2 protein-coding genes are annotated in these 1,837 nt (G+C 33.5%); both read right to left on the bottom strand.

From position 1 onward, the window contains the following. On the bottom strand, positions 1-545 hold a 545-nt coding region (locus tag ABUA47_RS24080), incomplete at its 3' end, for a UvrD-helicase domain-containing protein (protein ID WP_349832206.1). Next, the coding region (locus ABUA47_RS24085) for an ATP-dependent nuclease (protein ID WP_349832207.1) at positions 530-1,837 on the bottom strand (1,308 nt) is incomplete at its 5' end. The genes ABUA47_RS24080 and ABUA47_RS24085, both read right to left, overlap by 16 nt.

The raw sequence follows: 1,837 nt of genomic DNA on the forward strand, positions 1-1,837 counted from the left end.
TTGTATTCCTTAAAATTGTTCAAATGTTTAGAAAAATCTACAGGCTCATCATTAAAGCGAATTATAGTTTGTAGTGGATCTCCAAGCAAATGCGTTGGCATAACAGACGATATTTTCTCAATTATTTTGTGTTGGATTATGGAGCAATCTTGATACTCATCTACAAAAATAACGGAATAAGTTCTTTTTATAATATTGAGCACCCCATTCAATGATATAATACGCAACACTTTTTCTTGAATATCATTAAAATACTTTTTATCCTCTTGTTTCTCAAGTATGTTTTTCCCATAGAACAATATTGCGATATGTTGAGCGAAGCCTGTTATTGTTGAAATGCATACGTTTTTCAAAGGTATGTGTTCCTTGGACATCTTCTGTTTTATTGAAGCAATTCCTGCATGAGTATGAGTCAGAATGAGTATGTTCTTAGACATATGAAGCCTAAGAATACATTTTGTCAACAGTGTAGTTTTTCCATGCCCAGCTGGAGCTATTACTAAAGATTTATTGTCATTTAGATAATTGTCTATTTCGCTATCCATAATCTTAATTTGTCCATTTGTTTGTATAGGCTGCTGTTATTGTCTATTTTGTTATTCCAAAAGCAGTTCCATAACAAATCACCAACATGCTCTGCTTTTTCTATGTTTTTGAACCATGCTGGATTATTTTTGGAACCTTTTGCCTTTTTCGCAATGCGCTCTCTCAATTCACTTGTGTCATTTTGAGGGTCTTTTAACTTATTTACGTCTTTGAATCCTATAGAAGCATAGATGTCTTTATCTTCATTTAGTTCATTCGCTAGCGCTACCAACTCATTAACATTTTCCCATTTTAGATCTTTGAATAATTGTCCTTCAAAAGAACATCCCTCATCCCATCTTATAATGGTTATACCTAATTCAATTGCTTGATTATGAAGATTTTTCAATTTGTCATCTTTCAAAACATCATTATCACTTATTACACAGACATCAAATCCTTTTTTATGCAAATCTATAGCACATTGATAGTGTTTTGTTCCTCCACCACAATCAGCAGCAACTATTCCTTTTGAGGAAAATCCGTTTCCGTTCAAATTCAGTTGTTCATCTAATTTTCGTACGATACCAAGTTCAGTCTTTCCCTCGCAACAAATAATTCTCTTTGCAAAAAATACATGCGGTTGTTTCCTTAGTAGAGAAATATTTTCTTCATTAAACGAATAAGCAGTTTTGTGATCAGGACTAATCATACAAAACTGTTTGCATGAAGCTTCACATACTACATGTGTAGAATGAGTACTTACGAACACTTGACCATTTGACGCATTCTTGAATAACCTAACGATATTTGTTACTCTATCAAATTCTAATCCCTGCTCTATTTCATCAATGAGAACAATGCCACCTTGCTTAGTAAGTTCCATTTGTATTGCCATAGACAATAATCGTTTGGAACCATTGCCCATCAATCTAAAAGGTCTGTTATATTGGTGTATTGCAACATTTCTTAGTGTGTATGCATTCTCCTTGTAGTCCAGTAATGGTTTCAAAGAATCACCACTCAAACCAAATTTTGTCAAATTATTAGAAATTTCAGTCAATCCATTTTCAAGTTCTTCAAATTTAGATGCATCTTTACCTGCTTTAAAGGCTGCTCTAACAGTAGCAAGCATTTTCTGTTCGACCTCTTTTCGTTCTGTAAGTGTACAGTGAGCAATAGAATGTAGTGGTGAAGTTCGATGATAAGAAAATTGACTGTCTGCGGTGTCTGCAACAAGAAAAGAATTGAATAATTCTCTGTCTTTTGAACAAAGTTCAATATTTTCAACATTTTCTCGTCCGCTTACAAC

Origin of the sequence: Bacteroides sp. RTP31139st1_H2_RTP31139_211217, from assembly GCF_040227615.1 — a bacterium.
GTDB classification, from domain to species: domain Bacteria; phylum Bacteroidota; class Bacteroidia; order Bacteroidales; family Bacteroidaceae; genus Bacteroides; species Bacteroides uniformis.